This window comes from Streptomyces sp. NPDC101234 (genome assembly GCF_044767525.1).
GTDB classification, from domain to species: domain Bacteria; phylum Actinomycetota; class Actinomycetes; order Streptomycetales; family Streptomycetaceae; genus Streptomyces; species Streptomyces sasae.
Genome location: NZ_JBIWOA010000011.1, coordinates 24,655 through 51,090 on the forward strand (window position 1 = coordinate 24,655; position 26,436 = coordinate 51,090).

The window sequence follows — 26,436 nt, forward strand, 5'->3', positions numbered from 1 at the left end:
GCTACCGCATCAGCCCTGGTGGAACAATCCCCGGATGTCGGTCCACCCTAGCTTACGCCCGCACTGACGGTCCGCCGGTGCCAGGACGAGCGGGTCAGCCTGGTGGGGTCTCCCGAGGTCCCGCTGCCGTCCCCCTCGACCGCCAGCGTGTCGGCACCCGCCCTGCCGGCTTCATTCAGGCTTATCCTGCACACAGTGAATTCATATCAGCTGATGCGATGCCCGATGGGCCGCACGGCCCCCGCTCGCTGGAGGATCGGATTGGCAGATCGGCACCGCACGACGACCGTCGACGTCTTCGATGTGCACCTCGCCTCCCCCTGGCTCTTCTCCGTGTTCATGGGGGGCGGTTTCGTCGGGGCCGCCCTGTCCGCCTACGACACAGTGCCCATGGGACCCGTCACGGCACTCGCCAGCTTTCCGGCACTCGTCACCAGCCTGCTGTACCCGGTGCTCAGGCGCCTGTTCCTTGTGCGGTTCGACGCCGAGGGCGTGATCATCGTGCGTCCCCTCCTCCGGAGAAGGGTGCCTTGGGCGGACATCGGCGGGTTCCGCTTCGTGCTCGCCGACAGCGACACGGAGTCGTGGCAGATCGTGATCCACCCGGCCAAGACCGCCCCGCCCGGGAGGCTGCGCCCGCCGTGGACGCCCGGAAGGCCGGTACTGGCCCGATTCAGCGGCGAGCGTGTCGACCACCCACGGCTGCCGGCACACGGCGCGCTGTTCCACCAGTTCGCACGACACGGACTGGGGCTCACGAGCGATCCGCAGCCGGAGGAATGGCAACGCGCCCATGTCGAACGCGCGTTGAACACGACGACCGCGCCCACGAACTGAGCGCACGACAACCCGGCCGACAGAGCGGGCCGAGGACTCCTCCGCCCGGCTCACCCCCTGCGCCGGCTCACCTCGACCGGACCCGCCGCCGCGTAGGCGTCCGGATCCGGTGAGCATTCGCCCAGGTACCGCGCCGGCTGCGCGGCCGCCGGCAGATGGATGTAACGCGTGGTCTCCGGGTGAAGGTGCCGATGAGCGGCATGCTCAACCTCGAAGCCGGAAACACCCGCGCGAAAAAGGGCCCCCACAGACTCTCGCCCACGAAGACCCTTCGCACCGTCGGGACGACAGGATTTGAACCTGCGACCCCTTGACCCCCAGTCAAGTGCGCTACCAAGCTGCGCCACGTCCCGGTGCCGTTTGACCTGGGGTTTCCCCGGTCGAAACGCGCAAGGAAACAATACCGCACTCCGTCAGGTGGTCGCGCACGCCTTTTACGTGGGGCGGAGCGACGGCTTGACCTCAAGTTTGGTCGAGGTTGCACGATCGTCGGTATGACGATCACCGAGCACCCCACGGACACCTACGCCGCCCTGCCCGCCCTGATGAGCCTCATGACCGGCGACGAGAAGCACGGCCCGGCCGCCACCTCCACGCTCGACGTGCTGTGGGTGCTCTACGACCGGGTGCTCCGGGTCACGCCCGGCCGGTTCGACGATCCGGCCCGGGACCGGTTCCTGCTCAGCAAGGGGCACGGGCCGATGGCGTACTACGCGGTGCTCGCCGCCAAGGGCTTCGTGCCCGTGGAGTGGCTGCCGGGCTTCGGCTCGTACGACTCCCCGCTCGGCCACCACCCCGACCGGACCCTCGTCCCGGGCGCCGAGATCGGCAGCGGCTCGCTGGGGCACGGGCTGCCGATCGGTGTCGGGGAGGCCCTGGGGCTGCGCATCCAGGGGCTGGACGAGCCGCGGGTGTGGGTGCTGATCGGGGACGCCGAACTGGACGAGGGCAGCAACCACGAGGCGATCGCCTTCGCCGGGCCCGCCGGGCTGGAGCGGCTGCACACCGTCGTCGTCGACAACTCCTCGGCCCGGCACGCCCGGCCCGGCGGGATCGCCGCCCGCTTCGAGGCGGCCGGCTGGTCGGCGGTGACCGTCGACGGCCGTGACCACGAGGCGCTGTACGCCGCGTTCACCGCCCCGCATCCGGGCCGCCCGCATGTGGTGGTCGCCCGCGTCGAACCCAAGTCGGACTGACCACAACCCCACGACGCCAGAAAGGCAGTCATCTCCATGGACACCATGCGTGATCGTTTCGTCCCCGTCGTCTCCCGGCTTCTCGACGAGGACCCGCGGGTCGCGGTCGTTCTCGCCGAGATCGGCGCGGCCACCCTGGAGGAGGCGCGGCGCCGTCACCCCGACCGGGTGATCAACGTCGGTATCCGCGAGCAGCTCCTGGTCGGGACGGCGGCCGGGCTCGCGCTGACCGGGCTGCGGCCGGTCGTGCACACCTTCGCCAGCTTCCTCGTCGAGCGGCCCTTCGAGCAGGTCAAGCTGGACCTCGGCCACCAGGACGCCGGCGCGGTGCTGGTCAGCGCGGCCGCCTCCTTCGACTGGCCGGCCGGCGGCTATACGCACATGGCGCCCGGCGATGTGGCCCTGCTGGACACCCTGGACGGCTGGACCGTGCAGGTGCCCGGGCATCCCGACGAGGCGGAGACCCTGCTGCGGCACGCGGTCGCCGCGGGCGACGACAAGGTGTACGTCCGTCTCTCCCTGCAGTCGAACCGGCGGCCGCTGCCGGTGGACGGGCGGCGCCTGAGCACGGTCCGCGAGGGCCGCGCCGGTGTGGTCGTCGCCGTCGGACCGATGCTGGACGCCGTCCTGGAGGCCACCGAGGGCCTGGACGTCACCGTCCTGTACGCGACGACCGTACGGCCCTTCGACGCGGCCGCGCTGCGCCGGGCCACCGAGTCCGCGGGTACCGACGTCGTGCTGGTCGAGCCGTATCTGGCGGGGACCTCCACGGCCGCCGTGAGCGAGGCGCTCGCCGACGTGCCGCACCGGGTGCTCGGGCTGGGCGTGGGGCGGCGCGAACTGCGGCGCTACGGCACGGTCGAGGAGCATGTGGCCGCGCACGGTCTGGACGCGGGAAGCCTGCGGGAGCGGATCAGCCGGTTCGTCTCGGTGCCGATGCGGGTGTGACGGGTACGGTGCCGCTCCTGGCGTGATCGGCACGGTGCCGGTCCCGGCTCCGGCGTGATCAGCTCTCGTCCGGCAGCCCCAACTCCGGGTAGGAGTCCAGGAGCCGGGGCGGGGCGGCCTGTCTCCAGGAGTCGGCGAGGATGTCCCGCAGTTCGGCCTCGTCCTCCAGCGCGGCGAGCCGCACCCGGACCCAGGCGAACTGGGACTCATGATCGGCGATCCAGAACTTGCCGGGCTCGGCGAGCACCAGTTCGTCGCGTTCCTCCTTGGGACAGCGCACGGCGATGGAGGTCTCGTCCTCGGGCAGTGTGGCGAACATCTTCCCGGCGACCCGGAAGGTGGGCATGCTCCAGGCGGTCTTCTCGGTGGTGTCCGGCAGGGACAGAGCGACACGGCGTACGTCTTCGGCTTCCGGCATGCCACGAACCGTAATCCCTGCCACTGACAGTCAGCAGGTCAGAGCTCCGACCTGCTTGTAGTACAGGGTCGTCGGGCGGAGCACCCCGGCGGGGTCGGCCGCGTAGTCGGGAATGACCCCGGCACGGGTCCAGCCGGCCGTGCGGTAGAGGTGCTCGGCGGGACTGTCCGTCTCGGTGTCGAGGTGGAGCAGGGTGATCCCGGCGGCGGCCGCGGCCTCCTCCGCGACGGTCAGCAGCGCGCGTCCGACGCCCTGGCCGCGGGCGTCCCGGTGGACCATCAGTTTCACCAGCTCGGCGCGGTGCCGGCTGTTGGGTTTGCCGGGGAAGGCGAAGGCGAGGCCGACGGTCCCGACCACCCGGTCATGGTGGTCCAGGGCAGCCCAGACGGCAAGGTGTCCGGCGGCGACGGCGGCCACCCGCCCCTCCCACCAGGCGACGGCCTGCGCCCGCTCGAAGGGCGCGAGGAAACCGATGGACGCCCCGCCGCTCACGGTGTCGGCCAGCAGCTCCGCCAACTCCCCCACCCGGTCCGACAGTTGCTCCGCGCTCAAGCACAGTGTCCTCACTGCCGCACCACCGCCAGCACATACCGCGCCTCCCCCGTGCCGGCACACCGGAACCGCGTCGGCCCCCACACCCGCAGCCGCAGACAGTCACCGACGTCCAGGAGATGCTCGACGTCCTGCGCGGTCACGGCGAGCCTCCCGTCGAGGACCCAGATGTGCTGCTCCAGGCCGGGTACGGGAGGCCGGTCGTAGGCGATGTCGGCGCCCGCCGCGAGCCTGCCCTCGACGAGTTCGCCGCGCAGTCCGCCGTGCGGCGGCGACACGGACCGCCGTACGAAACCGGAGGCGCGGTCCTCCCACACCTGCTGCTCGGCCGAGCGCAGCACGGGGGCGGGTTCCGCCTCGACCTCGCTGAGCAGCTGGGACATGGTCCGGCCGTAGACGTTGCAGAGCCGGTTGAGGAGTGCGGCCGTGGGGCTGGTCTCGGCCCGTTCGGCCCGGGACAGGGTGGATCTGCTCACCCCGCTGCGGTCCGCCAACTCGCCCAGGGACCAGCCGTGTTCGGCCCGCAGTTCGGCAAGGCGGCTACCGAGGCGGGCATCGACGGGGTCGGGAGCGACGACGTCTTCATGTCTCATATCCGGGACGATATCCCTGATATGAGACGTGCGCGTTAAGGACGGCTCACGGCCGGGCCGCCTCGCCCAGCGCCTCCAGCACCGGGCGGATCAGCGGGTGGTCCTCGGCTCCGCGCCGTACGGCCGCGAAGACACGGCGGGTCGGGGCGACGCCGTCGACGGGGCGTACGACCACGCCGGTCAGATCCATGCCGCGCAGCGCGGAGCGCGGGACGAGCGCCACGCCCGCGTCGGCCGCGGCCAGGGCCACCACGGCACGGAAGTCGTCGGAGGAGTGTTCGAGGCGGGGCTGGAAGCCGGCGCTCTCACAGGCCAGGACGACCACGTCGTGGCAGGGGTTGCCGGGGTACGGGCCGATCCAGGTGTCCTTGGCGAGCTCGGCGAGGGGGACTTCGGCGGACTCCGCCAGTCGGTGGCGGAGCGGGACGACCGCGTCGAACGGCTCGGCGTACAGGGGCGCGTGGGTGAGCCTCGGGTCGTCGGCCGGCGGGGCACCCCGGTACTCGACGGCGACCGCGACATCGACCTGCCGGTCCAGGACCATCGGAAGGCTGGCGTCGCCCTCGGCGTCCTGGACGCGGATCCGTATGCCGGGTGCGGTGCGGGCGAGACGGGCCACCGCGGGGGCGACCACCTGCGCGATACCGGTCGCGAAGGCGGCGACGGTGACCGTGCCGGCCTCGCCGGAGCTGTAGGCGGCCAACTCGGCCTCGGCCCGCTCCAGCTGGGCGAGGACCGCATTGGTGTGGCCGAGCAGGATCTCGCCGGCCGGGGTCAGCCGTACGCCCTTCGCGCCGCGTTCGACCAGGCGGTGGCCGGTCTCCTGCTCCAGGGCGGCCAGCTGCTGGGAGACCGCCGAGGGCGTCAGATACAGCGCGGCGGCAGCCGCCGTCACCGTACGGTGGTCGGCCACCGCACGGAGGATGTGGAGCCGCCGCGCCTCGATCATGGGGTTGATTATTGCAATATGTCGGGGCCACTCACCCGGCCGCCCCCACTCGGCCCTCCGGTCCCACTCGGGCCGACGGTGCCGGTCAGCCCACCGATCTCGTTCGAGCCGCCGATCTCGGTCAGCGCGCCGGTCCCATACAAGCCGCCGGTGCCGGTCAGCCCACCGATCTCGGTCAGCGCGCCGGTCCCATACGGGCTGCCAGTCCCGGTCAGCCCGCCGGTCCTACCCAGCCCACCGATCCGACCCGGGTCGTCCCGCCCACCGATCCGACCCGGGTCGTCCAGCCCGCGGGTCCCGGCCGACGGTCCGGTCCTGTTCAGCCCGTCAGTTCCGTCCGGGCCGCGATGAAGGCGTCGACCGCTCGGTCGACGTCGGCCGTCGAGTGGGCCGCGGACAGCTGTACGCGGATCCGGGCCTGGCCCTGCGGGACCACCGGGTACGAGAAGCCGATCACATAGACGCCCCGTTCCAGCAGCAGCTCGGCCATCCGGGACGCCTGTGCCGCCTCGCCGATCATCACGGGGGCGATGGCGTGGTCGCCGGGGAGGATGTCGAAGCCCTCCTCGGTCATCCGGCGGCGGAACAGCGCGGTGTTCTCGGCGAGCCGGACGCGCAGGTCGTCGGCCGACTCCAGCAGGTCGAGCACCTTGAGCGAGGCCGCCGCGATCACCGGAGCGAGGGTGTTGGAGAAGAGGTACGGGCGGGAGCGCTGGCGGAGCAGGGCGACGATCTCGGCACGGGCCGCGACATAACCGCCGGAGGCGCCGCCGAGGGCCTTGCCGAGGGTGCCGGTGACGATGTCGACGCGGTCCATGACGCCATGCAGTTCGGGGGTGCCGCGGCCGGACGGGCCGACGAAGCCGACGGCGTGCGAGTCGTCGACCATGACCATCGCGTCGTAGCGGTCGGCGAGGTCGCAGATCTCGCGGAGCGGCGCGACATAACCGTCCATGGAGAAGACCCCGTCGGTGACGACCAGCCTGCGCCGGGCGGTCTGCGCCTCCTTCAACTGCCGCTCCAGGTCGGCCAGGTCACGGTTGGCGTAGCGCATGCGGCGGGCCTTGGAGAGCCGGATGCCGTCGATGATCGAGGCGTGGTTGAGGGCGTCGGAGATCACCGCGTCCTCCTCGCCGAGCAGGGTCTCGAAGACTCCGCCGTTGGCGTCGAAGCAGGAGGAGTAGAGGATCGTGTCCTCCTGGCCGAGAAACCCGGAGAGGCGGGCCTCCAGTTCCTTGTGGACCTCCTGGGTGCCGCAGATGAAGCGGACGGAGGCCATGCCGTAGCCCCAGCGGTCCAGGGCCTCGTGGGCGGCGGCGACCACCTCGGGGTGGTCGGCGAGGCCCAGGTAGTTGTTGGCGCAGAAGTTGAGGACCTCGCCGGGGCGGCCGCCGGCGGTCACGGCGACGGTCGCGGACTGCGGGGTGCCGATCACACGCTCCGGCTTGTGCAGTCCGGCGGCGCGGATCTCGTCGAGGGTGGCGCGCAGGTCGTCGCGCACGGAGTCGAACATCATCAATCCCTAAGGAGATTCGGAGGGTCCGGAGTCAGCTGGTCCAGTCGAGGATGACCTTGCCGCCGCGGCCGCTCGCCGCGTCGGCGAACGCCGCCTCGAAGTCGCGGTACCCGTAGCGGCCGGTGATCACGGGTGCGAGGTCGAGGCCGCCTTCCAGCAGCACCGACATGGCGTACCAGGTCTCGAACATCTCCCGGCCGTAGATGCCCTTGACGGTGATCATCGAGGTGACGATCCGGGCCCAGTCGACGGGGAACTCCTGGGCGGGCAGGCCGAGCATGGCGATACGGCCGCCGTGCGTCATGTTGGCGATCATGTCCTGCATCGCCTCGGGGCGGCCGGACATCTCCAGGCCGATGTCGAAGCCCTCGCGCAGGCCCAGCTCCCGCTGTCCGTCGGCGATCTGCGCCTGGGACACGTTCAGGGCGAGGCTCACGCCGATCTTGCGGGCGAGGTCGAGGCGTTCCTCGCTGACGTCGGTGATCACGACGTGGCGCGCACCCGCGTGCCGGGCCACGGCGGCCGCCATCAGGCCGATCGGGCCGGCGCCCGTGATCAGGACGTCCTCGCCGACGAGCGGGAAGGTGAGGGCGGTGTGCACGGCGTTGCCGAACGGGTCGAAGATCGCGGCCACGTCGAGCTCGACGGGGACCCGGTGCACCCACACATTGGTGGCGGGCAGCACCACGTACTCGGCGAACGCGCCGTCGCGGCCGACGCCGAGGCCGACCGTGGCCCGGCACAGATGGCGCCGCCCGGCCTGGCAGTTGCGGCACTTGCCGCAGACGAGGTGTCCCTCGCCGCTGACCCGGTCGCCGACCTTGACGTCCGCGACATCGCGGCCGGTCCCGACGACCTCGCCGACGAACTCGTGCCCGACCACCAGCGGGGTGGTGACGGCCTGCTGGGCCCAGCCGTCCCAGGCACGGATGTGCAGATCGGTGCCGCAGATGCCGGTGCGCAGCACCTTGATCAGTACGTCACCCGGTCCGACCGCGGGCTCCGGCACGTCAGCGAGCCACAGCCCGGGTTCCGCCTTCTCCTTGACCAGCGCCTTCAACGCTACGGCTCCTGTGCGTGAGGTCCCGGCCGCGGGCACGCCGAAGCGGCCCGCGGTCGGGCATGGGGGGTGGAATCGCACAGCAATCTGCCGTATCCGGGCGCCTCAGGTCCATCGAGGTTTTCTTAAGCGCCGCCACAGCTCCGCTTCACGCCTGATCTTGGAGGCTGAAAGTCCTGGTGGAGGCGGGGGACCCGGGAAGGGCACCGTGTCGAGGATGCCGCCCGCTTCGCCCGTCCGGCCGACGACCGGGTGCAGTACGGCCGGGGACGCGTGGGCCTCCGCCGGGTGCCTGGGGGCTTGCTGTGTCCGGGGGTCCGCGCCGGCGACGGGGCCGGTACCGGGCCGGTCGGCTGGTGACGGGGCTGTTCCCCTCTTCACAACAGCGGGAGACCGTCGGCCTCGCGTCGCTCGATACGGGCCACCAGCTCCGCCGCCGAGGACTTGATGGTCTCCAGACCTGGCCGGCCCCAGGGCCGCGGCTCCACGTCGACCACGCACACCGTGCCGAGCGCCGTTCCCGTGCTGTCGATGAGCGGGGCGCCCAGATAGGAGCGGATACCGAACTCGTCGACGACCGGGTTGCCCGCGAACCGCGGGTAGTCGCTGACGTCCTCCAGGACCAGCGCCTTGCGGCGGACCACCACATGGGGGCAGAAACCATGGTCGCGGGCCAGCTCCCGGCCCAGCACCGGCGTGCTGCCGTCCGGCTTCACCACGGGCGGTGCCACGGCCGGCAGGTGCAGGCCGGCGAAGAACTGCCGGTTCTCGTCGATGAAGTTGACCATGGCGTACGGCGTCCGGGTGACCTCGGCGAGCCGGTCGGCGTAGGCGTCGAGCTCGGGGTCGGGGTGTCCGCCCAGGCGGAGTTGGCCGAGGCGCCGGATGCGCACGGGCGCCTCCTTGTCCTCCGGCGTGAGCAGCAGACGACCGGCCGGGCGCGCCGGGTCGTACCTCATGGGCAGGCTCCGTCGCTGTGGACGTGGGTCATATACGGACTCCGTGTGGGGTGTGTGGGGTTCACATGTGGGCGCCGTGGCTCGGTGCGGAGACCGGGGCGTGGGCGATGAGATGACGGACGAGGGTGAGCAGGGTCTGGACGCCGGAACTGGAGATACGGGCATCGCAGCGGACCACCGGGATCTCCGGGTCGAGGTCGATGGCGGCGCGCACCTCGTCGGGTTCGTAGCGGTAGGAGCCGTCGAACTCGTTGATGGCGACGATGAAGCCCAGGCCGCGCTCCTCGAAGAAGTCGACGGCCGCGAAGCAGTCCTCGAGGCGGCGGGTGTCGGCCAGGATGACCGCGCCGAGCGCGCCCTCGGACAGCTCGTCCCACATGAACCAGAACCGCTCCTGTCCGGGCGTGCCGAACAGGTAGAGCACGTGTTCCGCGTCCAGGGTGATGCGGCCGAAGTCCATCGCCACGGTCGTCTCGACCTTGTTCTCGATCCCGTCGAGGTTGTCGGTCGCGGCGCTGACCGTGGTGAGGAGCTCCTCCGTGGACAGCGGCGCGATCTCGCTGACCGCGCCCACGAAGGTGGTCTTGCCGACCCCGAACCCACCGGCCACCAGGATTTTCAGCGCGGTGGGGAAGGGGTCAGAGCTGTCGTCGTAGTCCATCGAGCACTGCCTCCAGAAGGGACCGGTCAGTGGGGTTGTGGTGGAAGACGGGGGGCTTGGCGGTCAGCGCCCCGCAGTCGACGAGGTCGGAGAGCAGCACCTTGGTGACGGCGGCCGGCAGCTTGAGGTGCGCCGCGATCTCGGCGACCGAGACGGGTGCGCGGCACAGATCGAGCGCCTGCGCGTGCTCGGGGCCGAGGTAGCCGAGGGGCACGGACCCGGTGGCCATCACCTGCGACATCAGGTCGAGGGCGATGCTGGGCTCGGTGCGGCCGTTGCTGACCGTGAACGGGCGCACCAGGCGTCCGGCCGCGTCGTCCAGCCACGGCCCGTCGCCGGCTGCCGCCACCCTCAAGGCCTCATCGCCGTGGGTTCGACGGCGTGCTGCCGGGGCGCGGTGACGAGGTACGGGCGGACGCTCTTCACCAGCATCGCCATCTCGTAGCCGAGGACGGCGGCGTCGGCCTCCCGGCCGGCCAGTACGGCGAGGCAGGTGCCGGAGCCGGCGGTGGTGACGAACAGCAGCGTCGAGTCGAGTTCGACGACGACCTGGCGGACGTCCCCGCCGTCGCCGAACCGGACGCCCGCGCTGCGGCCGAGCGAGTACAGGCCGGAGGCGAGCGCGGCCATGTGGTCGGCGCTGTCCGGGTCGAGGCCGTGGACGGACTTCACCAGCCCGTCGCAGGACAGGAGCACCGCGCTGCTGGTGTGCGGTACGCGCTGCACTAGGCCGCTCATCAGCCAGTCGAGGTCGGATACCTGGGCGGTCGGCGCATCGCTCGCCATGGTGGATCGACTCCTTGAGTTACGAAGGTCTGCGGGAGCGCTGGGGGTGGGGGTGGAGGTGGAAACGGTGCTGGTCATCCGGCCGGGGCGCTCCCGTCGGGCCGGTGGGTGTAGTCGGAGGTGTGCACCTGGCGCAGGGCCGGGGAGTGGGACGGCGCGAGAGTGTGGGGCTGGGGGTGCGAGTGGGGGTCTGCCGGGTCCCTGTGTGCCTGGCTCGTATATGCGGAGGCCATAGGGTCTGAGGCCAGGTGGTCCGTGGTGTGGCGGTCTGGGGTCAGGTGGTCCGGACCCGTGTGCTGCGAGGCCCGGTACTCCGGACCCATGTGCTCCGGACCCATGTGTTCCGGTGCGAGGGGATCCAGGGCGGACCGGCCCAGGGTCGATCCGCCCAGGGTCGATCCGCCCGGGGGCGACTGGTCTGGGGTCGTGTAGTCCGGGACCATGTGCCCACCCTCCACACGGGGCCCGCCCCTGTGGGCCACGCCCATGTGTGCGGTCTCCATGTGTGCGGTCTCCATGTGTGCGGTCTCCATGTGCGTGGCATCCGCATGGGTGGCATGGGATGTGCTGGTCGCCTCGTCGATACCCGGGCCGGCTGCCCTCATGTCGTCGGCGGCCATGTCGGCGAGGCCCATACCGGACAGCCCGGTGTAGAGGGACTCACCATGTGCTCCGTCCATGGGCTCGGCGGCTGCCGGCTCCTTCTGGTCGGCCTCCAGGTGTTGTTGGGCCTCGGCGAGGCCGATGCCGCGTTGGAAGGCGGCCATCAGGCCGGGGTCGTGTCCGACCGGGGTCTCGTTGTCCTGGCGGGGTGCCGGGCCGCCGCGGAGCTGGGGGACGATGTGTTCCTGGGCGCGGCGGCGCGGCAGTTGGGGTTTGCCCATGGTGCCGCGAACGGCGCCGACGCGCGGGACGGGTGCGGTGCCCGCGTGTTCGGCGACCACCGGACGGTCCTCGGGCCGGATGCCGGGCAGCGCCTCGGCGGGGTTGGCCCGGCTCTCCTGGGCGCCGCGCACCGGCAGCGGCGCGGGTGCGCCACCGTGCTGTGCGTGTCGTCGCCGCCCACCGGCGGCGGGTGTGGCCGGACCGCTCTGCTGTGCGGGCCGCCGGCCGGCGGGAGCGGCTCCCTGCTCGCCGCTGTCCGCGTCGGGGCCGACGGCTCCGCCCCGGATACCGTCCAGTGCCCCGGTGTCGTGGGACGCCTCGGCGAGCCCGCCCGCCGGCGCCACCGGTGCTCCGGCACCGGCCCCCGGGTCACGCGGCTGCGGTACGGCCCCGGACGTGCCCGGCGCGGTACCGAGCAGGCCCTGAGGGACGACGAGGACGGCCTGGACGCCGCCGTAGATGTTGGTCTGGAGGCGGACGTTGATGCCGTGGCGGCGGGCCAGCTGGGAGACGACGAAGAGGCCGATGCGGCCGTCGGCCAGCAGGCTGGCCACGTTGACCTGGTCGGGGTCGGCGAGCAGGGCGTTCATCTTGGACTGTTCGCCGACCGGCATGCCGAGTCCGCGGTCCTCGACCTCGACCGCGAGGCCGGAGGTGACGAGGTTGGCGCGGAGCAGTACCTGGGTGTGCGGGGCGGAGAACACGGTGGCGTTCTCGACGAGTTCGGCGAGGAGGTGGATGACATCGGCTACGGCGTGGCCGCGCAGTTCGCCGTCGATCGGGGGGACGAGTTTGACCCGGGAGTACTGCTCGACCTCGGCGATGGCGGAGCGCAGCACCTCGGTCATGGAGACCGGGTTGCTCCACTGCCGCCGGGAGACGGCGCCGCCGAGCACGGCGAGGTTCTCGGCGTGCCGCCGGATGCGGGTGGCCAGGTGGTCGACGTGGAAGAGGCCCTTGAGGAGGTCCGGGTCCTCGATCTCGTTCTCCAGTTCGTCGAGGATCGAGATTTCCCGGTGCACGAGGGACTGAAGCCGCCGCGCCAGGTTGACGAAGACCTCCAGCTTCTGTTCGCTGCCGGCCTGGCTGGAGAGCTGGGCGGCCTGCACGACGGCGGTGACGGCGCCGTCGTGCGCGCGGGAGAGGTCGGCGGCGAGCAGTTCGAAGTCGTCGGCGTCCACGGGCGGTCCGCCGCGCGGCTTGCGCTGGGGCGGGGTGTCGCCGCGGCGCAGCGCGTCGACGAGGGCGAGCAGATCGGCCTCGCCGCGGGCGGCGTTGCGGCGCAGCCCGGCGACGCGGTCGCTGACCGAGCGGGCGGCCCGGCCCGCGGCCACGGCCGCGATCACGATGCCCGCGGCCGTCACCGAGACCGCTCCGGCGAGCACGGCCAGCAGGGTGAGGCTGGGCCGTGCCCCGGTGGAGCGGACGGTGAACAGGACGGCCGCGCAGCCGCTGAGCGCCACCGCGACCGGCGGCAGCACGGCGAGGCGCATCAGCTGAGGCCGTATGTGGGTCTCGGGCAGCGCGGGAACGGGGCGGGCGACCGGACGTCCGTGCCGGCCGCCCTCACGGCGGTCGGCGCGGGCGGCCGGTGCACGGAGGTGAGACATCTGCGTCCTCGTACTGGTCCGTCGGGCCTGGTTTCTCGCGCGGGCCGCGCGAGGTGGGCATGCGCCATCGCGGTGCCGGCCGAGGGGACCGCAAAAGAATTCGGCCCCGCGTCGCCCGACGGACACTCACAGTAGTCGCCAAGGCATCATGTGCGGTGGGCAGTTGACAAAGTCACCCGGAGATGGTCCCGCTCTGGTATGAGCCGTCGTACGAAAGACCGATAACCCCCTCGGCATCTCGCCCTCGAACCGCCATCGTCCGGTCCGACCTGCTCAAAAACGGTCGCACATAGAAGGTGAGGGCCGGGGCGCCCGATGCTCCCCACCCGCGCGCCAACCGCCCGTCCGTGCGCCCCGGCCGTCCCGGCAGGACACTCGCACGGCCCACACGGCCTCCCGAACACCCCCCAAAACATCACCTAGAGTGACGACGATGATCTCGGCCGCCGTTCGCCGGCCCGCAGGGGGCGCCGTCGTGGACGTCGATGCCCGTCACCGCGTCGATCCCCGTCACCGCGTCGGTCGCGGCCCGGGTCAGGTCCGGGTCGTTGAGGACGTCCGCGCTGTCGATGAACTGGTCCACCGCGCCGACCGTCGCCAGGTCGCGCAGGTCCGGGTCCTTGATGCGGGCGGTGAGGGCACGGGTGAAGCGGTCGGCGCGCAGCACCTGGAAGGGTCTGGAGTGGTAGGGGCGCGTGGCGGGGTCGACGCGGTCGGTGAGCTCCAGTTCGTTGTGCAGATGGGCGACGATCCCGTAGGCGTGGACCAGGTGCCGCTCACGTACGTGCCAGTCCGTGGCGGCGAGCACGGAGGTGAGGACGGACGTGAGCCGGGGGGCCGCGGGGGTACGGGCGAACGCGCTGCCGAGCCATTTGCCGTACGGCGGGTAGCGCCGGTTCATGAGCAGGCAGAGCCGCATGAGGTCGCGGACCAGACGGCCGGCCTCGACGGCGGAGCCCAGTTCGTCGCCGACCTCGCCGCAGCGGCCGACGAAGGCCTCCTTCTGGGCGATGCGCCGCCACTGGGAGGCGAGGACATGGAGCCAGAGGTCATGGGGGTACCAGCGCAGCGCGGTCCGCGCCGGGGTGAGGGTGTGGAGGCCGTCGTGGAAGACGGCGCCGCCGGTGACCTCGGCGAGGAGCTGGGTGGGAGTGGCGAGCCACTGTGCCGGGGTGACGCCGGAGGCCGGGTCGAAGCCGAGGGTGGCGCGGAACCAGGAGGAGACGGCGGTCACCTCGACACGGTGGTGCACCGGTCCGTCGGTGATCTGCATGACCCGCACGTCCGGGTCCCCGGTGGCGGCGAAGTGGGTGGGCCAGCCGTGGAAGGTCTTCGGGAGATGCTGGGCGAGCATGTGCCGGATACGGGCGGCATGGCGCGGCACGTCGTGGGGGTGGAGGAAGAGCTGGAGGCGCGGCCCCCATTCGTGGTCGGCGGAGCGTTCGGTGTCGTAGCCGAGGACTTCGGAGCCCGGGCCGATCCGGGCCGCCGTGTGGGGTATCCCGGGGGCGGCCTCCTCCAGCAGCGAGCGTACGGCCTCGGTGTAGAAGCGCCGGGACAGCTCAAGTCCCGGTAAAAAAGCAGGGGTTGGCATATGTGCATGGCTCATGCCCATGCCCCTGCCCAGGTTGTGCAGGGGCATGCACGCCACTTTCACGGCACCGCCACAACAGTGGCGCCCTTACTTCACAAGATCGTCCGCCTCAGGAGTCACCGCTTCGCCGGCGAGGTCCAGGGTCTCCGGCCCGGCCTCGCTCCGCGGCTGGACGGTGCGGCGCCACGGCCGGGCGATCGGTGCCGACACCTCACGCCACCACCGGTCGGCAGGCAGCTTCCCGGACGGCTCGAAGGGCTCACCGGGACGCGGCAGCGCCACCGCCTGACCCACCTCGTCGCCCGCGTCCTTCGTCCACTCCCCCGGCTCGGCCCAGGCGTGCGGGGCGAGGTTGAAGGTGCCCCAGTGGATCGGCAGCAGCACCCCGTGCGGACCGCCGCCCTGCAGGTCGAGGTGGGCGCGCACGCCCTCCTCGGGTGTCATGTGTATGTCCGGCCAGAAGTCGCTGTACGCACCGACCTGGATCATCGTCAGGTCGAACGGCCCGTGGTCGGCGCCGATGTCCTTGAAGCCCTCGAAGTAGCCGGTGTCACCGCTGTGGTAGATCCGGTGCTCCTCGCCCGCGACGACCCAGGACGCCCAGAGGGTGTGCTGGGTGTTGCGCAGCCCGCGGCCGCAGAAGTGGCGGGCGGGAGTGGCCGTCAGGGTCAGTCCGCCGACCTTGGTCTCCTCGTGCCAGTCCAGCTCACGCAGCCGGTCGGCGGGGACGCCCCACTGTTCGAGGTGGGCGCCGACGCCGAGCGGCACGGCGAACAGGGTGTCCGTGCCGGCCAGCGCCTTGATGGTGGGCAGGTCGAGGTGGTCGTAGTGGTCGTGCGAGATGACCACCACGTCGACCGGGCCGAGCGCGGCCAGCGGCAGCGGCACCGGGTGCAGCCGCTTGGGCCCGGCGAACGGGAACGGGGAACAGCGCTCGCCCCAGACGGGGTCGAACAGCACGCGGTGCCCGTCGATCTCGGCGAGCACGCTGGAGTGCCCCGTCCACGTCACCCGCAGCCCGCTCGCCGCGGGGCGGGCGAGGTCGGCCACGGTCGTGGCATGAACCGGGATGGTGCCTCTCGGAGCGCGGCGGGGTCGCTGCTCCTTGTCGAAGTAGAGTTTCGCGAACTCCAGCATCGAGCCCGAGGGCCGGGTACGGGCGGTGCCCCCGGGGTTCTGGAAGACACCGTCCTTGAAGTGCGGTGAGCCCTGGATGCGGGCCAGGCGCTCGCCGCCGGGGTCCGCGCCGAAGGCAGCGGGCCGCAACGCTCGGAGCCCGGCGCTCAGGGAACTCGAACCGGTCACGGTACCTCCAGTGGTATTGCCGAGGTTCTCCATTATGGTCGGCCCCTCGGACAACCGGCGTTGACACCTGACCATTCCCCTCCGGATACTGACCCACTGTTCAGTAATACCCCGCCTCGCACCCCTCGCAGGAGCCACCATGGCCGCTCCCCTGATGTCCCTCGTCTGGACCGACCACGTCACCGGCCGCCAGGGCTTCCTGGTCGTCGACCGGCTGGTGCGGGGTGTGGCCAGCGGCGGTCTGCGGATGCGGCCGGGCTGCACGCTGGAGGAGGTCACCGGGCTCGCGCGCGGTATGACGATGAAGGAGGCCCTGCACTACAACCCCGCGGGCCGCTACATCCCCCTGGGCGGCGCCAAGGGCGGCATCGACTGCGATCCGCAGGACCCGGGGTCGTATGCGCTCCTCGTGCGCTATCTGCGCGCCATGCGGCCGTACATCGAGAGCTTCTGGACCACCGGCGAGGACCTCGGGCTCACCCAGGACCTGGTGGACCGGGCGGCCGCCGAGGCGGGGCTGGTCTCGTCCGTCCAGGCCGTGTATCCGCTGCTGGACGACGAGACGGCCGCCCGGCGGCGGCTGGCGGACGCCTTCGCGGTCGAGGTCGACGGGATCGGTCTCGACGAGCTGGCCGGCGGCTGCGGGGTGGCCGAGTCGGTTCTCACGGCCCTGGACCGGGCCGGGGTCCCGTATGCGGGGACACGGGTCGCCGTGCAGGGGCTGGGCACCATGGGCGGGGCCACGGCGCGGTTCCTCGCCCGCGCGGGACTGACGGTGGTGGCCGTCGCCGACGTCAAGGGCACGATCGCCAACCCGGCGGGCCTGGACGTCGAGGCGCTGCTGCGCGCGCGGGACGCGTACGGCACCGTCGACCGCGCGGTGCTGCGCCCCGGCGATCTCGAGCTGCCGGGCGACGCCTGGCTGGCCGCCGACGCGGAGGTGCTGGTGCCGGCGGCGGTGTCGTACGCGATCGACGCGGCCAACGAGTACCTGGTCACCGCCCGCTGGATCGTGGAGGCGGCCAACATGCCGGTGCTGCCCGAGGCGGAGGAACGGCTCGCCGCGCGCGGGGTGACCGTGCTGCCGGACGTGGTGGTCAACTCGGGGACCAACGCCTGGTGGTGGTGGACCCTCTTCGGCGACATCGGCCCGGACGCCGACGAGGCGTTCGCCCACACCCGCCGCTCGATGCGGGCCCTGGTGGAGCTGATGCTGGACCGCGCGGACGGTGACGGCACGACCCCGCGTGCCGCCGCCCACGCCCTGGTGACCGACCGGCTGCCGGTGATCGCGGAGCGGTTCGGCTGGTACCGGTGACCCGAGGGGCGCTCAGCGGCGCCCCAGGACAGCGGCGAGAAGCGACGCGCTCAGCGCCGTGAGGGCGGTGCCCTGCCAGCCGAGGGCGTCGAGCAGGGGTGCGGCGACGGCCGTACCGACGGCGCCGACGGTGAAGTACACCACCAGGTAGACACTGCTGAGGCTGCCGGAGCGGGCGGGGCCGAGGGCGATGACGCGGCTCTGGTTGGCGGCCTGGGCGGCGAAGCAGCCGGCGTCGAAGAGGGCGAGTCCGAGGGCGGTGACCGGCGGGGTGTCCAGGCCGGTGGCCAGCAGGGCCGTGCCGGCCGCGGCGGCCAGCATGGCGGCGGTGATCACGGTGTGCGGGCCGTACCGGTCGGTGAGGCGGCCGGTGAACGGGAGCGCGGCGAAGCCGAGGAGTCCGGCCAGGCTGTAGAGGCCGATGGCGGTCGGACCGAGGGAGTGCGGCGGCTGGGCCAGAGCAAGGGTGAGGGCGATCCAGACGAGGTTGAAGGCGAAGTACCAGAGCCCGCCGGTGGCCACCGCGCGGCGCAGCCCCGGCTGGTGCAGGAGCAGCGGCGGAAGTGCCTTGAGGGTGGCGCGGTAGCCGCTGTCGGTGTGCGGCCGCTGCCGGGGCAGGAGCGTGGCGGCGGCGAGCGCGCCGAGCAGGGCGAGGGCCGCGAAGACGAGGAGCATCCGGCGCCAGCCGAGAGCATCGGTGAGGGCACCTCCGGCCAGCCTGCCGAGCAGGATGCCGGCCGACATGCCGGCGGCCACGACGGCCACGCCGGTGCCCCCGCGGCCGGGCGGCGCATGGCGGCCGGCGATGTTGCCGGCCTGGGCGGCGACACTGGCCGCGGCGCCTGTCAGCAGGTAGGCGGCCAGGAGGACCGCGGGGTCGCGTGCGGTGGCGGCGAGGGTGAGGGCGGCGGCCAGCGCGGTGAGCTGGGCGGTGACCAGGCGGTTGGGGGCGAGGTGGTCGGTGAGCGGGAGCAGCAGGGCGAAGCCGGTCATGCAGCCGGTGAGCGCGGCGGTGGGCACCAGGCCGATCACCGAGAGCGGCACGCCCAGGTCGGCGGCGACCGCGGTGAGCGCGGGCTGGACGGCGTAGTTGTTGGCTATCGCCGTCCCTGCGATGACGGCCAGCAGGAGCGTGCCGCCCCGGGGCAGCGGCCGGCTCACGGCCGGGTGTCGCGGCTGAGGACGACGGCGTAACGGCACTCGGCGTCGGTGGTGTTGGCGAAGACGCGCTCGGCCGGCGCGCCGAGTTCGATGGTGTCACCGGCGTCGAGTTCGTGGACCGTGTCGCCGTCGTGGAAGGTGAGCCGGCCGTCCAGGACCCAGACGAGCTGTCGTACGAAGGCGAAGGCGGCGGCCGGGTACGGCACCCGGGCGCCGGCGGGCAGCCGGATCTCGGCGATCTCCGCGGGGAAGCGCGGGCCGGTGATCTGGCGGCGCCGGTAGCCGGTGCCGGGGTCGCGCCACTCGGCCGCGTCGGCGCCGCGCCGTACCCCCACCGGTGTCTCGGTCTCCTCGGGCACACCTTCGGCGAGGGCGAGCAGCGAGGCGACGCTGAGCTGGAAGGCGGCGGAGAGCTTGCCGAGGACGACGGCGGTCGGGCTGCTCTCGCCGCGCTCGATCCGGCTGATCATCGCTGGGGAGACACCGGAGGCGTCCGCGAGCTGGGCCAGGGTCCAGCGGCGACGCTCCCGTTCGGTGCGGACACGGGCCGCGATCCGTGCCACCAGGGGGTCCACCGGAGGATCTACTATGTTGGACATGAATCCAATATACGAGAGAAGCGACGTGGTGACGGTCCGCCCGGCCCGCCCCGGTGACGCGGAGGCGGTCCGCGCGATCCGCAACCACGCGATCGAGCACTCGACGGCCCTGTGGACCGAGACCCCGCAGTCCCCCGCCGAGGGAGCGGTCTGGTTCGCCGCGCACCTCGAACGGGGCTCTGCGCTGGTGGCCGAAGTGGCGGGCGAGGTGGCCGGGTTCGCGGCCTACGGCCCGTGGCGGGAGCTGACCGGTTACCGGCACACGGTGGAGGATTCGGTCTACGTCCGCGAGGGCCGGCAGGGACTGGGTATCGGCTCGGCGCTCCTCGCTGCCCTCGTCGCCTCGGCGCGTGAGGCGGGACACCATGTCGTGATCGCGGGTATCGAGGCGGAGAACACCGCGTCCGTCCGGCTGCACGAGCGGTTCGGTTTCGAACAGGTCGGCACGGTCCGGGAGGTGGGCACCAAGTTCGGCCGCTGGCTGGACCTGACGCTCATGCGGCTGCCGCTGGGCCGGGACGGCGACGCGGGCGGTACGACGACCGATTAGGGTGACCGCGTGGCGAGAGTGCGGTTGAGTGTGGCCGAGCGGCGCGAGGAACTGCTGCGGGCCGCCATCGAGCAGATCGAGACGCGGGGCGTGGCGGCGGTACGGATCGCCGATGTCGCGTCCGCCCTCGGCGTGAGCAACGCGCTGGTGCTGTACCACTTCTCGACGAAGGAGAAGCTGGTCGCCGCAGCCTTCGCCCGTGCCGCCGAGGACGACCTGACGCATCTGCGCAAGCTGCTGGGCCGCCGTACGTCGGCGTCGCGCCGGCTGCGGGCGGCGGTGCGCTGGTACGCGCCGACCGGGCAGGCCAAGGGCTGGCGGCTGTGGATCGAGGGCTGGGCGGTGGCGCTGCGCGAGCCCGCGCTGCGGGACGTCACCAAGGACCTGGACCAGCAGTGGAAGGCGGCGATCGCCGAGGTCATCGCCGAGGGGGTGGCCGCCGGCGAGTTCCGGTGCCCCGACCCGGCGGCCGCGGCCCTGCGGCTCACCGCGCTGCTCGACGGGCTGGCCGTCCAGCTCACGTCCTACCCGGGCTCCGTACCGCGCTCCCGGGCACAGGAGTGGGTGGACGAGGCGCTGGCACGCGAACTGGGGCTGCCCGAGGAGCAGTAAGGGGCGGCCCGCATGGAGGCCGCCCCCTACCCGCCTCAAGCCACGGCGGCGATCCGCATCTTGATGTCGTCCGGGGAGAGCGCCCCCTTGGCCGTCACATGGTCGCCCGACGACTCGCCGCGCAGCCGCCGCCCGATCCACGGGACCAGGTACTCGCGGGCCCAGTGCACATCGTCGCGGCGGACCTCCAGGGTGCCGCGGGGCGGCAGCGCCGGCCACGGCTGGTCCGGGTCGGCCGGTACCTCGACGCCGAGCACCTGACCGGCGCGCAGCGCCACGCGCGTGTGCCCCTCGGGAGAGAGGTGCAGCCGGTCGTCGTCCCAGGCCCGCCGGTCCTGCACGGTCTTCAGGGACCACAGGTCCAGGACCGGACAGCCGTACCGGTCGGCGATGGCCCGGACATGTCCGTTGTACGTGGCGATCTTGCCGCGCATGTGCTTGAGGACGGGCACGTCCCGGGTGTCGAATCCGGTGGTCACCATGACCGTGCCGACGGCCTCGGTCAGTCGGACCACGGCCCGCTCGAACCGCTCGGCCACCTCGTCCGGGTCGGTCCCGGGGCGGATGATGTCGTTGCCGCCCGCGCAGAAGGAGACCAGGTCGGGGGCGAGTTCCAGGGCCTGCGGCACCTGGTCCGCCACGATCTGGTCGAGCAGCTTCCCGCGCACGGCCAGGTTGGAGTACTCGAAGTCGCCCTCGGGCCGCCGGTCCGACAGCAGTACCGCGAACCGGTCGGCCCAGCCGACGAACGCCCCGTCGGGGCCTGGGTCGCCGACGCCCTCGCTGAAGCTGTCCCCCAGCGCCACGTACGACCCGATCACTGATGCATTGTCACTCTTCGAATCGTCTGCCACATCGGACCATGATTCACCTTCGGCTGTGACCTACGCGACCGTAATAAGGGGTTGACGATCGGTGAGATAAGACACTTTCAAATACTCTGCCAAGCCTGGAATAAGGCTCTGATCACCGGCGTTGACGGTTTGATCGCCGGACTCGGAAGTCGCTGATCCGAAAGTGGCTCCAGGTGGTCCGGAACGCGAAGTGCCCGCCCGTATAAGGCTCCGGGTCGGCGTAGTCGAACACCAGCCGGCCGTTGTTCCACCACCGTACGGCCCGGCCGTCGGAGACGATCCGGACGCGGTTGGGCCGGTTCGCGACGAGCAGGGGCTCGGTGTAGTCGTAGATCAGCGGCCGGACGCCGGGCTCGCCGACGTAGCGGCGCAGCCGGGTGGTGGTGTTGTAGTTGGCGCCGAAGCCGACGTAGTAGGTCTTCAGGTAGTCGTAGTCGGCGAGCGCGCCGGTGCGCGAGGGGGCGAACAGGTCGTCCGGGGAGCGCACATCGGTGGCGTTCCAGAAGTTGTTGAGGTCGGAGACGCGGTCGTCGGCGCCGCCGGCCGACACCGGGGTCGCGGTGTACTCCAGGACGTACGACCCTTCGAGCCGGCGCCGGAACCAGACGGTCGCGCCCGCGGGCACGTCGACCTCCAGGATCCCGCGGGCCGCGGTGACCGTGCCGCCCTGCTCCAACTCCACGAACCACTGGCCGAGGCCGTGGCGGAAGTCGTCGGCGGCGATCAGGCCGTGGTGCGGGGCGGCGGCGGTCGCGGGTGCGGCGGGAGCGAGGGCCGCGAGGGCGGTTCCGGCGGCCAGGACTCCGAAGGCTCGGCGGGTGGTCGTCATACGGCGGGTTCCTTCCGGGGCGGCACGGCGAGGGAGTGATAGAAAGCGCTTGCAGCCATGGAGGCCACTGTGCTGCCTCACCGCCCTCGCTGTCGATGCCCCGGACACACCCGCCACAGGAAAGCAACGCACCGAAGGCCGGACCCGGGGATCGGGGGTCCGGCCTTCGGAGTGTGTGTCGGGCCAGGAGCGGCGCCGGCGTCAGCCGACGGCGAGGCCCTTCGCGCGGAGGTAGGCGACCGGGTCCACGTCCGAGCCGTAGTCGGGGGTGGTCCGGATCTCGAAGTGGAGGTGCGGGCCGGTCACGTTGCCGGTGGCACCGGAGAGGCCGATCTGCTGGCCCGCGGTCACGGTCTGGCCGACCGAGACGGAGAGCGCGGAGAGGTGGCCGTACTGCGCGTAGTAGCCGTCGGCGAGCCTGATGACGACCTGGTTGCCGTAGGCGCCGCCCCAGCCGGCCGTGACGACCGTGCCCGTGCCGACGGCCTTGACCGGGGTGCCGCTCGGGACGACGAAGTCGACGCCCGTGTGGTAGCCGCTGGACCACATACTGCCGGCGACGTGGTAGCCGGTGCCGAGGGTGCCGCCGGAGACCGGAAGGGCGAAGCCGGCGGCGGTCGTGGTGGCCGAGGAGGACGACGAAGCGGCGCCGGACGACTGCGAGTCGGACCGTTCCCCGGAGCGGGAGTCCGAGGTCGAGGTGTCCGGCGTCACGGTGTGGCGGTCGCCGAGCGTGAGCTCGAGGCCGGGGTGGATCAGCGAGGGGTTGTCGCCGACGGCCTGCCGGTTGTCGGCGTAGAGCCGGTGCCAGCCGCCGCTGACGTGCTGCTCGCGGGCGATCTTCGCCAGCCAGTCGCCGGAGACCACGGTGTAGCTGCGGTGCCCGGAATACGCGGCGGCGGACTTCTTCACAGCCGCCCTCTTCACGGCCGTCTTCTCGACGGTCGGAATCGACTGCGCGGCCTTTTCGGACACGGACTGCACAGTGGCCGCGTGGGCGCCGGTGGCCCCCATGAGCGGCAGGGCCAGCGCTGCGCCACCGGTACCGGCGACGGCTATGGAGCGGGTGAAACGCTGGCTCTTGGGGCGGCGGTGCTTACCCTTCGCGGGCATGGCGCATTCCTCTCCGACGCCTGCGAGGTGAGCTGTCGGGTTCGGGCTGGAGCTGCCCGGCCACGCGAAAAAGACGTGACTACACCCCTAGCCGTCCCGGGAACCGGAACAGGCGGTCTTACCTGGTGGGTCCCCCGCTCCTGCCGGGCACGGGTGAGTGTGTGGGGACTCCGGACGGCGGCAGGATTCGGCGTTCCGTCCGGATGTGCGGCGAACGTAAGCGAGCAGGACGCGCGTGGACAAGGGACCGGTTCCCGCTGTCGGAGTTCCACTTGATCCGCTACGGGAATTCCCGGTCACCCTCCGTGAATTCCGTCCGCGCGCGTTTTTCGATTCCCCTGAAAAGCTCGCGAATTACGTGGACATGACGCGCGACGGACGGTCACGAATATGACGCTCCTCACGCACGTCACACCACGTCCCCTTATTTCAGGCCGAGTTATGGCGAAGGTGCTAATTCAGACATAAGAGTCAGATGCGGCGTAGCTGGATTACCGTCGCATCCAGGTCACCCTTCAGGCCGACCCGCAGCCCGTGGTGCAACAGCACGGCACCTCGGTACACTTCGCCGGTTTCGCGGCATTCGTACGATGCCGTCGGGTCCAGTCCCTGCAGCCGCAACGCCGGCACCGGCTCGCCGTAGCTCTGCGCCTGGAGCCAGGCGAGGACGACGGTCTCGTCGCCGAGCGTGTACTGCACGGCGCTGAGCCCGCCGGTCGGCGGCCGCAGCCGGAACTGGTCGCCGCGCTGCACCAGGGGCCGGATCTCCTTGTAGAGCTCCACCCAGCGGCCGGCCTCGGCGAGCTCCTCCTCGGTCCACTGCGAGAGGTCGCCACCGACGCCGAGCGCACCCGCCATGGAGCTGACGAAGCGGAAACGCAGCGAGCTGACCCGGCCGTTGAGCTGGTGGTTCGGGCTGTCGGTGACCCAGGCGGACATCACCCGGGCAGGGTGGATCTGGCTGAAGCCGTGCTGGATGGCGAGCCGGTCCAGCGGGTCGGTGTTGTCGGAGGTCCACACCTCGTCGGTACGGGTCATGATGCCGAGGTCGATCCGGCCGCCACCGCCGGAGCAGGACTCGATGGCGACGTTCGGGTGGGCCGCGCGGATCCGGTCGAGCAGGGCGTACAGCCCTCGCACATGGTCGACCCAGAGGCGCTGCGGGTAGGGCTCGCCGGGCCAGCCCGCGTCGGTGAAGCAGCGGTTGAAGTCCCACTTGACGTAGTCGATGGGGGCGTTGGACAGCAGGGTGTCGAGCTGCTGCCAGAGGTACTCCTGGACGTCCTCGCGGGCGAGGTTGAGCACAAGCTGATTACGGAGTTCCGTCCGCTTCCGCCCCTCCTGGTACTGGACCCAGTCGGGGTGCGCGCGGTACAGGTCGCTGTCCGCGTTGACCATCTCGGGCTCGACCCAGATGCCGAACTGCATGCCGAGGGCGTGCACATAGTCGGCCAGGGGCTTGAGGCCCTTCGGGAAGCGGTCCGGGTTGGGGGTCCAGTCGCCGAGGCCCGCGCGGTCGCTGGTGCGGGCGCCGAACCAGCCGTCGTCGACCACGAAGAGCTCGACACCGATGGCGGCGGCCCGCCGGGCGAGGGTGGCCTGCTGCTCCTCGGAGATGTCGAAGGTGGTGGCCTCCCAGGAGTTGAACAGCACCGGCCGGTCCTGGTCGGCGTCCGGGATGATGTACGCACGCTGGTAGGCGTGCCAGGCACGGCTGGCCCCGCCGAAGCCGCCGTCGCTCCACAGGCCCGCGAAGACGGGGCTGGTGTACGACTCCCCCTCGGCCAGCATCAGCAGGCCGGAGTCGTCGTAGCCGGCGCCGCCGGTGATCTGCACGCGCGCGTCCGGCAGCTGGGCTACGGCGATCCGCCAGGAGCCCGACCAGCCGAGGGCGCAGCCCCAGACCTCGCCGCGCTCCTCGGTGGCGTCCGTGTCGAGGGCGACCCAGGGCAGGTGCTGGTGGCTGGTGTGGCCGCGGCGGCTGCCGATGACCTTCTCGCCGTACGTGAGCGGGGCCTGGGTGAGCCGGGACTCGGCGGCCCAGCGGCCGTGCAGCTGCGAGAGCCGCCAGCCCTCGCGGTCGGGCAGCGTCCAGGCGGCCGGGTCGGCACGCAGCAGCTCCACGCGCGCGTGCCCCTCGTTGCCGACGGTCACCCAGCGTTCGACCACGTCGTCGCGCATCCGGTAGTGCAGGGTGATGAGGATCCCGTCGTCACGGAAGCGCAGCCGGAGCTCGTCGCCCTGGGTCTCGTACGACTCGAAGGTCCACTCGGTGCCGCGGCGCTCCTCGGTGCGCAGGGACAGCGCGGGACGGACGAACCGGGGACCGCCCTCGACGGGGTACTCCTCACGGCCGTCGAGCGGGGACTCGAAGGGCCAGTAGCCGGGCAGCGGGTGCACGGCGAGGGCCTCGGCGTCGGCGAGCTGAATTCTTGGGCCCCAGTGCAGATGGAGCAGTTCCCCGGCCTCCGTGAGGTGCAGCGCGTAGCTGCTGCCGGGGCCCGACAGGAGCCAGGTACGTCCGTTTTCGGCGATGTCCACCATCGAGAAACCTCACACAAGGGCCAACAGATCCGCTCAAGCACCAACATCATCAAGTGCCGCGGCCTCTGAGGCAACGCCTGTGGACAACTCATTGCCCGTGGAAACCGATGTCGTATGGTCGAGCCAGTGCCCGTCGACGAGCAGCGCCGACGGGGCCGGCCGGGAGGAGCCCCCCGTGACGCAGCAGGTCCCGTCGACCGAGCCCGAGCTGGCCGGTGTGCGCAACTTCCGTGACGTGGGCGGCCTGCCGACGGCGGACGGGCGGCGGGTGCGGCCGGGCGTGCTGTTCCGCAGCGGGCATCTCGCGCACGCGACGGAGCAGGACGCGGAGTTCCTCGCCTCCCTCGGCCTGCACACGATCTTCGACTTCCGCAACGCGGCCGACCACAAGCTGGAGGGCCCGGATGTCGAGCTCCCCGGCGTGCGGAACGTGAACCTGCCGCTGACCGACCCGGCGCACGGCGCCGAGTTCTGGAAGATGGTCCGCGAGGGTGACATCGAGCAGCTGCGCGGGCTCCTGGGCGACGGCAGGGCAGCGGACCGGATGGTCAACTCGTACCGCACGATCGTCAAGGAGCGCACCGGCGAGCACTCGCGCGTGCTGCACGCGGTCGCCGAGGACAGTGTCCCGGCGCTGATGCACTGCGCGGCCGGCAAGGACCGGGCCGGCATCTCGATAGCCGTCTCGCTGCTCGCGGTGGGCGTGGAGCGGGACGCGATCCTCGCCGACTACCTGGAGTCCAACGCCAAGCACCGCCGTTACAAGGTGCGGCGCAGCGGCAGCGGGGAGAGCGTGTACAGCCCCGAGGTGATGGAGCTGCTCAGCCCGCTCTTCGACGCCCGCGCGGAGTATCTGACGGCGGCCATCGAGAGCATCGAGGAGACCTGGGGTGACGTGGACACGTACCTCACGCAGGGGCTCCGGCTCGCCCCCGAGACCCGGGAGCGGCTGCGCGAGCGCCTCCTCGACTGAGGGCGGGGCCCTGG

Annotated in this window: 26 protein-coding genes, 1 tRNA gene and 1 riboswitch; of the genes, 7 read left to right on the top strand and 20 right to left on the bottom strand. The window is 71.8% G+C overall.

Annotated elements, in window-relative coordinates; all coding sequences use genetic code 11:
- Positions 1–261 precede the first annotated feature (261 nt).
- Positions 262–837 (top strand): hypothetical protein, encoded by a 576-nt coding sequence (locus ACIRR9_RS20950; protein WP_403753805.1) that lies wholly within the window; start codon positions 262–264, stop codon positions 835–837.
- A 279-nt stretch (positions 838–1,116) separates the two neighbouring features.
- On the opposite strand, the gene ACIRR9_RS20955 is transcribed toward ACIRR9_RS20950, so the two are convergent.
- Positions 1,117–1,190: transfer RNA gene (locus ACIRR9_RS20955), tRNA-Pro, on the bottom strand.
- A 141-nt stretch (positions 1,191–1,331) separates the two neighbouring features.
- On the opposite strand from ACIRR9_RS20955, the gene ACIRR9_RS20960 reads away from it, so the two are divergent.
- Together ACIRR9_RS20960 and ACIRR9_RS20965 are read left to right on the top strand one after the other, a co-directional pair.
- Positions 1,332–2,033, top strand: a complete 702-nt coding sequence (locus ACIRR9_RS20960; protein ID WP_365335484.1) for a transketolase — start codon at positions 1,332–1,334, stop codon at positions 2,031–2,033.
- A 36-nt stretch (positions 2,034–2,069) separates the two neighbouring features.
- Positions 2,070–2,981, top strand: a complete 912-nt coding sequence (locus ACIRR9_RS20965) for a transketolase family protein (protein ID WP_403753808.1) — start codon at positions 2,070–2,072, stop codon at positions 2,979–2,981.
- 58 nt (positions 2,982–3,039) lie between these two features.
- Here ACIRR9_RS20965 and ACIRR9_RS20970 read toward each other — a convergent pair whose 3' ends face one another.
- From ACIRR9_RS20970 to ACIRR9_RS21030, 13 genes are all read right to left on the bottom strand, one after another.
- Positions 3,040–3,399, bottom strand: coding sequence for an MmcQ/YjbR family DNA-binding protein (locus tag ACIRR9_RS20970; protein WP_403753811.1), 360 nt, complete (start codon positions 3,397–3,399; stop codon positions 3,040–3,042).
- Positions 3,400–3,429: 30 nt separating this feature from the next.
- On the bottom strand, positions 3,430–3,951 hold the full coding sequence (locus tag ACIRR9_RS20975; RefSeq protein ID WP_403753814.1) for a GNAT family N-acetyltransferase: 522 nt from the start codon (positions 3,949–3,951) through the stop codon (positions 3,430–3,432).
- Positions 3,952–3,962: 11 nt separating this feature from the next.
- Positions 3,963–4,544 carry a helix-turn-helix domain-containing protein gene (locus tag ACIRR9_RS20980; RefSeq protein ID WP_403753817.1) on the bottom strand — a complete coding sequence of 194 codons (582 nt, stop codon included), beginning with the start codon at positions 4,542–4,544 and terminating at the stop codon, positions 3,963–3,965.
- 46 nt (positions 4,545–4,590) lie between these two features.
- Entirely contained in the window at positions 4,591–5,493 is a 903-nt protein-coding gene (locus ACIRR9_RS20985; RefSeq protein ID WP_123972033.1) for a LysR family transcriptional regulator, read from the bottom strand.
- 319 nt (positions 5,494–5,812) lie between these two features.
- Positions 5,813–7,006 carry a glycine C-acetyltransferase gene (locus ACIRR9_RS20990; protein WP_403754412.1) on the bottom strand — a complete coding sequence of 398 codons (1,194 nt, stop codon included), beginning with the start codon at positions 7,004–7,006 and terminating at the stop codon, positions 5,813–5,815.
- Between the two features lie 34 nt (positions 7,007–7,040).
- A complete protein-coding gene (gene tdh / locus ACIRR9_RS20995; RefSeq protein ID WP_365335473.1) occupies positions 7,041–8,069 on the bottom strand; it encodes an L-threonine 3-dehydrogenase in 1,029 nt (342 codons plus the stop codon).
- A 377-nt stretch (positions 8,070–8,446) separates the two neighbouring features.
- Positions 8,447–9,028, bottom strand: a complete 582-nt coding sequence (locus ACIRR9_RS21000) for a GAF domain-containing protein (protein WP_403753822.1) — start codon at positions 9,026–9,028, stop codon at positions 8,447–8,449.
- A 61-nt stretch (positions 9,029–9,089) separates the two neighbouring features.
- Positions 9,090–9,689 carry an ATP/GTP-binding protein gene (locus ACIRR9_RS21005; protein WP_365335469.1) on the bottom strand — a complete coding sequence of 200 codons (600 nt, stop codon included), beginning with the start codon at positions 9,687–9,689 and terminating at the stop codon, positions 9,090–9,092.
- The gene (locus ACIRR9_RS21010; RefSeq protein ID WP_365335467.1) at positions 9,667–10,038 is read right to left on the bottom strand and encodes a DUF742 domain-containing protein; all 372 of its coding nucleotides are present in this window, start codon (positions 10,036–10,038) and stop codon (positions 9,667–9,669) included. Before ACIRR9_RS21010 ends, ACIRR9_RS21005 begins: the two co-directional genes overlap by 23 nt.
- A gap of 2 nt (positions 10,039–10,040) precedes the next feature.
- Positions 10,041–10,475: a roadblock/LC7 domain-containing protein gene (locus ACIRR9_RS21015; protein WP_360532108.1), complete on the bottom strand. Its 435-nt coding sequence runs from the start codon at positions 10,473–10,475 to the stop codon at positions 10,041–10,043.
- A 74-nt stretch (positions 10,476–10,549) separates the two neighbouring features.
- The gene (locus ACIRR9_RS21020; protein WP_403753827.1) at positions 10,550–12,970 is read right to left on the bottom strand and encodes an ATP-binding protein; all 2,421 of its coding nucleotides are present in this window, start codon (positions 12,968–12,970) and stop codon (positions 10,550–10,552) included.
- 415 nt (positions 12,971–13,385) lie between these two features.
- Entirely contained in the window at positions 13,386–14,564 is a 1,179-nt protein-coding gene (locus tag ACIRR9_RS21025) for a DUF4037 domain-containing protein (RefSeq protein WP_403754415.1), read from the bottom strand.
- Between the two features lie 87 nt (positions 14,565–14,651).
- A complete protein-coding gene (locus ACIRR9_RS21030) occupies positions 14,652–15,869 on the bottom strand; it encodes an MBL fold metallo-hydrolase (RefSeq protein ID WP_403753830.1) in 1,218 nt (405 codons plus the stop codon).
- 139 nt (positions 15,870–16,008) lie between these two features.
- Between ACIRR9_RS21030 and ACIRR9_RS21035 the strand changes: the two genes are divergently transcribed.
- On the top strand, positions 16,009–17,187 hold the full coding sequence (locus tag ACIRR9_RS21035; protein WP_403753833.1) for a Glu/Leu/Phe/Val dehydrogenase dimerization domain-containing protein: 1,179 nt from the start codon (positions 16,009–16,011) through the stop codon (positions 17,185–17,187).
- Positions 17,188–17,199: 12 nt separating this feature from the next.
- Here ACIRR9_RS21035 and ACIRR9_RS21040 read toward each other — a convergent pair whose 3' ends face one another.
- The gene (locus ACIRR9_RS21040) at positions 17,200–18,348 is read right to left on the bottom strand and encodes an MFS transporter (protein ID WP_403753836.1); all 1,149 of its coding nucleotides are present in this window, start codon (positions 18,346–18,348) and stop codon (positions 17,200–17,202) included.
- Positions 18,345–18,947 (bottom strand): XRE family transcriptional regulator, encoded by a 603-nt coding sequence (locus ACIRR9_RS21045; protein WP_365335459.1) that lies wholly within the window; start codon positions 18,945–18,947, stop codon positions 18,345–18,347. Before ACIRR9_RS21045 ends, ACIRR9_RS21040 begins: the two co-directional genes overlap by 4 nt.
- On the opposite strand from ACIRR9_RS21045, the gene ACIRR9_RS21050 reads away from it, so the two are divergent.
- Positions 18,946–19,497, top strand: coding sequence for a GNAT family N-acetyltransferase (locus tag ACIRR9_RS21050; RefSeq protein ID WP_403753839.1), 552 nt, complete (start codon positions 18,946–18,948; stop codon positions 19,495–19,497). The genes ACIRR9_RS21045 and ACIRR9_RS21050 overlap by 2 nt on opposite strands.
- A gap of 9 nt (positions 19,498–19,506) precedes the next feature.
- Positions 19,507–20,109, top strand: coding sequence for a TetR/AcrR family transcriptional regulator (locus ACIRR9_RS21055; RefSeq protein WP_403753842.1), 603 nt, complete (start codon positions 19,507–19,509; stop codon positions 20,107–20,109).
- 35 nt (positions 20,110–20,144) lie between these two features.
- Here the strand turns inward: ACIRR9_RS21055 and ACIRR9_RS21060 are convergent, their stop codons facing one another.
- The 4 genes from ACIRR9_RS21060 to ACIRR9_RS21075 all read right to left on the bottom strand — a co-directional run bounded on the left by ACIRR9_RS21060 (position 20,145) and on the right by ACIRR9_RS21075 (position 25,449).
- A complete protein-coding gene (locus tag ACIRR9_RS21060) occupies positions 20,145–20,930 on the bottom strand; it encodes an SGNH/GDSL hydrolase family protein (RefSeq protein WP_365335453.1) in 786 nt (261 codons plus the stop codon).
- A 145-nt stretch (positions 20,931–21,075) separates the two neighbouring features.
- Positions 21,076–21,792: a DUF6250 domain-containing protein gene (locus ACIRR9_RS21065; RefSeq protein WP_403753846.1), complete on the bottom strand. Its 717-nt coding sequence runs from the start codon at positions 21,790–21,792 to the stop codon at positions 21,076–21,078.
- Between the two features lie 201 nt (positions 21,793–21,993).
- Positions 21,994–22,905: a peptidoglycan DD-metalloendopeptidase family protein gene (locus ACIRR9_RS21070; protein WP_403753848.1), complete on the bottom strand. Its 912-nt coding sequence runs from the start codon at positions 22,903–22,905 to the stop codon at positions 21,994–21,996.
- A 4-nt stretch (positions 22,906–22,909) separates the two neighbouring features.
- Positions 22,910–23,071, bottom strand: a riboswitch (cyclic di-AMP (ydaO/yuaA leader).
- Between the two features lie 305 nt (positions 23,072–23,376).
- The gene (locus tag ACIRR9_RS21075; RefSeq protein ID WP_403753851.1) at positions 23,377–25,449 is read right to left on the bottom strand and encodes an alpha-galactosidase; all 2,073 of its coding nucleotides are present in this window, start codon (positions 25,447–25,449) and stop codon (positions 23,377–23,379) included.
- A 175-nt stretch (positions 25,450–25,624) separates the two neighbouring features.
- Here ACIRR9_RS21075 and ACIRR9_RS21080 point away from each other — a divergent pair, with 175 nt between their 5' ends.
- Positions 25,625–26,422: a tyrosine-protein phosphatase gene (locus ACIRR9_RS21080; RefSeq protein ID WP_403753854.1), complete on the top strand. Its 798-nt coding sequence runs from the start codon at positions 25,625–25,627 to the stop codon at positions 26,420–26,422.
- Positions 26,423–26,436: the final 14 nt, after the last annotated feature.

What these genes read in the sequence shown, in the direction of transcription:
- ACIRR9_RS20960 (WP_365335484.1), top strand. Translation starts at nt 1,332, where the DNA reads ATGACGATCACCGAGCACCCCACGGACACCTACGCCGCCCTGCCCGCC.
- ACIRR9_RS20965 (WP_403753808.1), top strand. Translation starts at nt 2,070, where the DNA reads ATGGACACCATGCGTGATCGTTTCGTCCCCGTCGTCTCCCGGCTTCTC.
- ACIRR9_RS20970 (WP_403753811.1), bottom strand. Translation starts at nt 3,399, where the DNA reads ATGCCGGAAGCCGAAGACGTACGCCGTGTCGCTCTGTCCCTGCCGGAC.
- ACIRR9_RS20980 (WP_403753817.1), bottom strand. Translation starts at nt 4,544, where the DNA reads ATGAGACATGAAGACGTCGTCGCTCCCGACCCCGTCGATGCCCGCCTC.
- ACIRR9_RS20985 (WP_123972033.1), bottom strand. Translation starts at nt 5,493, where the DNA reads ATGATCGAGGCGCGGCGGCTCCACATCCTCCGTGCGGTGGCCGACCAC.
- ACIRR9_RS20990 (WP_403754412.1), bottom strand. Translation starts at nt 7,006, where the DNA reads ATGTTCGACTCCGTGCGCGACGACCTGCGCGCCACCCTCGACGAGATC.
- ACIRR9_RS21000 (WP_403753822.1), bottom strand. Translation starts at nt 9,028, where the DNA reads ATGAGGTACGACCCGGCGCGCCCGGCCGGTCGTCTGCTGCTCACGCCG.
- ACIRR9_RS21005 (WP_365335469.1), bottom strand. Translation starts at nt 9,689, where the DNA reads ATGGACTACGACGACAGCTCTGACCCCTTCCCCACCGCGCTGAAAATC.
- ACIRR9_RS21015 (WP_360532108.1), bottom strand. Translation starts at nt 10,475, where the DNA reads ATGGCGAGCGATGCGCCGACCGCCCAGGTATCCGACCTCGACTGGCTG.
- ACIRR9_RS21020 (WP_403753827.1), bottom strand. Translation starts at nt 12,970, where the DNA reads ATGTCTCACCTCCGTGCACCGGCCGCCCGCGCCGACCGCCGTGAGGGC.
- ACIRR9_RS21025 (WP_403754415.1), bottom strand. Translation starts at nt 14,564, where the DNA reads ATGCCAACCCCTGCTTTTTTACCGGGACTTGAGCTGTCCCGGCGCTTC.
- ACIRR9_RS21035 (WP_403753833.1), top strand. Translation starts at nt 16,009, where the DNA reads ATGGCCGCTCCCCTGATGTCCCTCGTCTGGACCGACCACGTCACCGGC.
- ACIRR9_RS21050 (WP_403753839.1), top strand. Translation starts at nt 18,946, where the DNA reads ATGAATCCAATATACGAGAGAAGCGACGTGGTGACGGTCCGCCCGGCC.
- ACIRR9_RS21045 (WP_365335459.1), bottom strand. Translation starts at nt 18,947, where the DNA reads ATGTCCAACATAGTAGATCCTCCGGTGGACCCCCTGGTGGCACGGATC.
- ACIRR9_RS21065 (WP_403753846.1), bottom strand. Translation starts at nt 21,792, where the DNA reads ATGACGACCACCCGCCGAGCCTTCGGAGTCCTGGCCGCCGGAACCGCC.
- ACIRR9_RS21070 (WP_403753848.1), bottom strand. Translation starts at nt 22,905, where the DNA reads ATGCCCGCGAAGGGTAAGCACCGCCGCCCCAAGAGCCAGCGTTTCACC.
- ACIRR9_RS21075 (WP_403753851.1), bottom strand. Translation starts at nt 25,449, where the DNA reads ATGGTGGACATCGCCGAAAACGGACGTACCTGGCTCCTGTCGGGCCCC.